The 3,788-nt window shown below is 40.2% G+C and carries 3 protein-coding genes, 1 tRNA gene and 1 pseudogene; 3 read left to right on the top strand and 2 right to left on the bottom strand.

From position 1 onward, the window contains the following. Nucleotides 1-256: 256 nt before the first annotated feature. A tRNA-Arg gene (locus tag C4N24_RS14790) sits at nt 257-330 on the bottom strand. A 442-nt stretch (nt 331-772) separates the two neighbouring features. Here C4N24_RS14790 and C4N24_RS14780 point away from each other — a divergent pair. Further along, a complete protein-coding gene (locus C4N24_RS14780) occupies nt 773-991 on the top strand; it encodes a helix-turn-helix domain-containing protein (RefSeq protein ID WP_112092018.1) in 219 nt (72 codons plus the stop codon). A gap of 50 nt (nt 992-1,041) precedes the next feature. On the opposite strand, the gene C4N24_RS14775 is transcribed toward C4N24_RS14780, so the two are convergent. Then, nucleotides 1,042-2,916, bottom strand: a complete 1,875-nt coding sequence (locus C4N24_RS14775) for a P-loop ATPase, Sll1717 family (RefSeq protein ID WP_112092017.1) — start codon at nt 2,914-2,916, stop codon at nt 1,042-1,044. 353 nt (nt 2,917-3,269) lie between these two features. Between C4N24_RS14775 and C4N24_RS14770 the strand changes: the two are divergent. Further along, nucleotides 3,270-3,704 (top strand): annotated as a pseudogene (locus C4N24_RS14770) (helix-turn-helix domain-containing protein); the annotation flags it as partial. Further along, the coding region (locus tag C4N24_RS15890; protein WP_146746822.1) for a DUF4368 domain-containing protein at nt 3,670-3,788 on the top strand (119 nt) is incomplete at its 3' end. The pseudogene C4N24_RS14770 and the gene C4N24_RS15890, both read left to right, overlap by 35 nt.

Below are 3,788 nucleotides of genomic sequence, written 5' to 3'. Positions count from 1 at the left end.
AAAATAGATTTACACAAATTATTTTGTATTTACATGGATTTACAGAAAAGCGGCTACCAATTTTAGCAGAGAGCCGGGAAACAGAGTTCAAAAGGTGCTTTATGGGACTTCATTAGCTGGGAACCTGATTTTATTAGCTGAAACCGAAAATTCTGCTAATGGCATTAGCTGGCTAATTTTGGTGATAGGTTCAAAATGAAAAATGCGAAGATCGTCTTTCACATGGAAAAATGACCTTCGCATTTTCATAAAAGGATACCCCAGACAGGATTCGAACCTGCGGTCTCCTCCTTAGGAGGGAGGCGCTTTATCCAGCTAAGCTACTGAGGCATATTATGTATTATCGTTGATTTTTTGAAATCCAACGCGCTTGGAAACGAATATGCAGAATGATTTTCACACCGAAGTGACCGACTGCGTTGCAACCGGAACGGTGTTAAACTTGTTGCATCAAAATTTGTTGAGAAAATCATGATTCTCGGTTTTGTTTTTGAATAGAGCAATCACTTCTGCACCCAAAGTATCAGGTTGACCGAATTCTTAGGAGTACGGCGTACCATTTCGTAAATTGTTCATATCATATCTTCCCGTGCTGTTTCTTCGCAAATTGTGCTGCCTGGAGGCAGGTCAATTTGCACAAATTCCCCTGATATATGCTGCCTTACAACGGCTTTTCAAATGTCGTATTAGCAAGGTATTAGCAGGAACCCCTTGTGACGGAGGACTTTCAGGGGCCGTTTCAAAATGATATTAGCACAGGGAGGTTAATCTTATGAGCACCGACATGACCAACGAAAAAGGGACGCCCCAAAGTAGAACATACACCGTGAATGACATTGCAGCCATTCTCGGTATCGGCCGCGCCTCGGCCTATAAACTCGCCAACTCCGGATTGTTCAAGACGATCCGCATCGGCAACATGATCCGCATCTCCAGAAAGTCATTTGAGGATTGGCTGAAGATGGAGGGACTTGACGACGAAACGGTGTAGCAGATAGAGAGGCCATAAGTTTAATACCTATGGCCTCTCTATATATAGGGTCATACAACTACCATAAACCAATTTGAGAATTCTCGACTGTACCCAGCAATTCTGGCATTTAATGTATCGCCAATTGAAAAATTCTTATTTAAGTCTCCAGGCTCCAGTTCAACTATTCCTAGGTTACGAACACTAATATAACCGCGCTGTATAGAACCATCTTTCATAAAAGAAACCAAAATATATGCGTATCTAATAGCTTCAACCGTTACAGTATATATGGCGGTATCTCTATTTCTACTTGCTAATAGACCAAGTTCTCTTTTTTCTAGTTCTCTATTGACATGCTTTTCAACCTTCGCGTTAAGAGACAATTCAATTCGTAATGCTGGATGTACTGTTATTTTCCACGGAGTTTCTATTAAAAGTTTTTCCTCTCCCTTATATGCCCAGCGCGGTGAATCGTCCTTTCCAATAATATTTCCAATAGCGCCCATGCGATACATATCATTTAGAACGGTAAAGCAGTTCGTTGATATTTTGCTGTCAGGATACAGCATTTTTATCCTATCGAAAATTTCTTGATATGTAAAAGAAATTTTGAAGCCTTGTAAGCAACTAAAAATTTGTTCAATTTCTTCCGCTGTGTATAATGCACACATTTCTTCTCTAATTTCAGCTAGACATTGTTTTGAGTATGTCGGCATAAAGGTTTCAAACGTATGTTGATTAAACTGATAGTAGTTTTTTGCCTCACTAGATTGCGCAGCTAAGAGCAATCTTACAATATCGCGAGGCTTGTGCCAAGTATTATCCAAGATATATGTGCAAATGTGCTTATTATAAACGTTTTGAACAAACCACTCACGAATTATATCTGTTTCACTTACTGGACGTCCTAAAACTTTTTCTTCGGAATTCTCAATTCTTCTCAATAATACACGCATAATTGGATGCTTAAAAGAGTTAGTATTCGTGTATTCCCAATTTAATCTCTCGTCATATCCTTGCATGATCTTATGAAGTTGTTTTGCCTGGATAAATCGTGTAATGGAGGTGACTATTTCGGGGCGAACAGAACATATAATCTTTGTCCCAGACTGGAATGTGTCGTTTATTTTTTTTACTTCAAATAGCAAATCTCTAATAAGGCGCAAATCTCGATAAAAAGTGCTATCTTCACCCCTATATGCTTCTAATTCATCAATAAATATATAATACGGGATATCTGTACGCTTTAATTTTTGAAGCAAGTCATATGCATTGTCTACAATTTTAATGAATTTCAAATATGCTTCGCTCATATTAAAATTCTGTTGTGAAAAATCAACGGGTTCAATTTCTAATCCTGGTTCTATGGTTCCCAATTGAGGGTTTGTGGCCACTTTAAGACTGACTTTCGCCGGAATGCGCATTTTCCCTTTGTTAATGGTTGAATCAATTTTACCTATTTCACGCACAAAAGCATCCCAATTACCATCTTCTTTTTGAAAGAGGCCTCCATTAAACTCTTCATCATCCGCAATTATTTTTTGGCACAACTGCCATTTCCATATATATGTGAAATCCGACTCGCTGTTTTGCCCTTCGGAGGCAAGCGCACCATCAATAGAAACCGATGTTGAAATGGATTTGGAGATATCTTGAAACTGTTTTCTTTGAGTCTGAGTTATCTCCTTTTCAAAATAAATAAAGGAAACACAAGCACTAGCATCCAAATCTTGGACATATCGTTCCAGAAAGTTCAATAAAGCTGTCTTGCCTGTCCCTTTATCACCCATTATAAAGAAAGGCGTTCCATATGTTGTGCTTGCCAAGCCATCTATGTTAACTCCGCTAGGTTCAATATAGTTTTCAGCAAATTCTTCGTAACCCTTTTCGCGAATCTCATCGCCTGCATCGGGCTTTCCCGCATATATTTCAGAAATTTTCATGGCTACATCCGTCCCAATATATTATTTGTAATAATTTTCAATAAAGTGCTCAAAGCTATTTGTAATGTAAAATTAAGTATATCATTGCTTATCGGTTTTATCAACATGGTCATCATTATTAAAGTTTATTTTTTGCCATAGGTATTAAACCTATGGCATTTTTATTTTCAAAAACCAATGTGCTATACCACAAACCGCCCCAAAATGAGTCTAAAATCCCATGTTTTCCTCTCCCCAATCAGCCAGAAGGCCACCGCCCATAGGTTTTCCTCTCCGGGGCATCTGGTCGGCATAGAGACCGTCTTTTCCCCCAAAACGAACACTTTTTCAGACCGCCGAAAGGAGGTGATATGATGGCAGTATTTCGCATTGAGAAAACCCGCAATTATACAGTGATGTCCAACCACCACCTGCGCAACGCGGGGCTGTCCCTGAAATCCAAAGGGCTGCTCTCCATGATGCTGTCTTTGCCGGAGGACTGGAACTATACCACCAGAGGCCTTGCAAAAATCTGCAAAGAAGGCACGGACAGCATCGGATCAGCCCTAAAGGAGCTGGAACGGGCCGGGTACATAGTCCGCAATCGGCTGCGGGACAGCAAGGGAAAAATCGTGGATGTGGAGTATGTCATCTACGAGACGCCTCATCCCCCGGACACGGACCAGCCGTGTGAGGACGAGCCGGATACGGCTTGTCCAGATACGGAAAACCCGGATATGGATAACCCATGTCTGGAAAACCGGCCGCAATTAAATAAAGAGAAAAGAAATCCTGAAGAACAAAATACTGATTCGTAAGTGCAAAAATCCAACAGAAATCTCCGATTCAATGTTTAACGAACTTGTCGATAAAATCGTTGTTTATGAAGCCGA

Origin of the sequence: Faecalibacterium prausnitzii, from assembly GCF_003287405.1 — a bacterium.
Classification (GTDB): domain Bacteria; phylum Bacillota; class Clostridia; order Oscillospirales; family Ruminococcaceae; genus Faecalibacterium; species Faecalibacterium intestinale.
The sequence above is the reverse complement of the archived record's forward strand: the minus strand, read 5'-3'. Positions and strand labels throughout refer to the sequence as shown.

Bases quoted from the DNA above. Each gene is read 5' to 3' on its own strand.
- C4N24_RS14775 (WP_112092017.1), bottom strand. From the start codon at position 2,916: ATGAAAATTTCTGAAATATATGCGGGAAAGCCCGATGCAGGCGATGAG.
- C4N24_RS14780 (WP_112092018.1), top strand. From the start codon at position 773: ATGAGCACCGACATGACCAACGAAAAAGGGACGCCCCAAAGTAGAACA.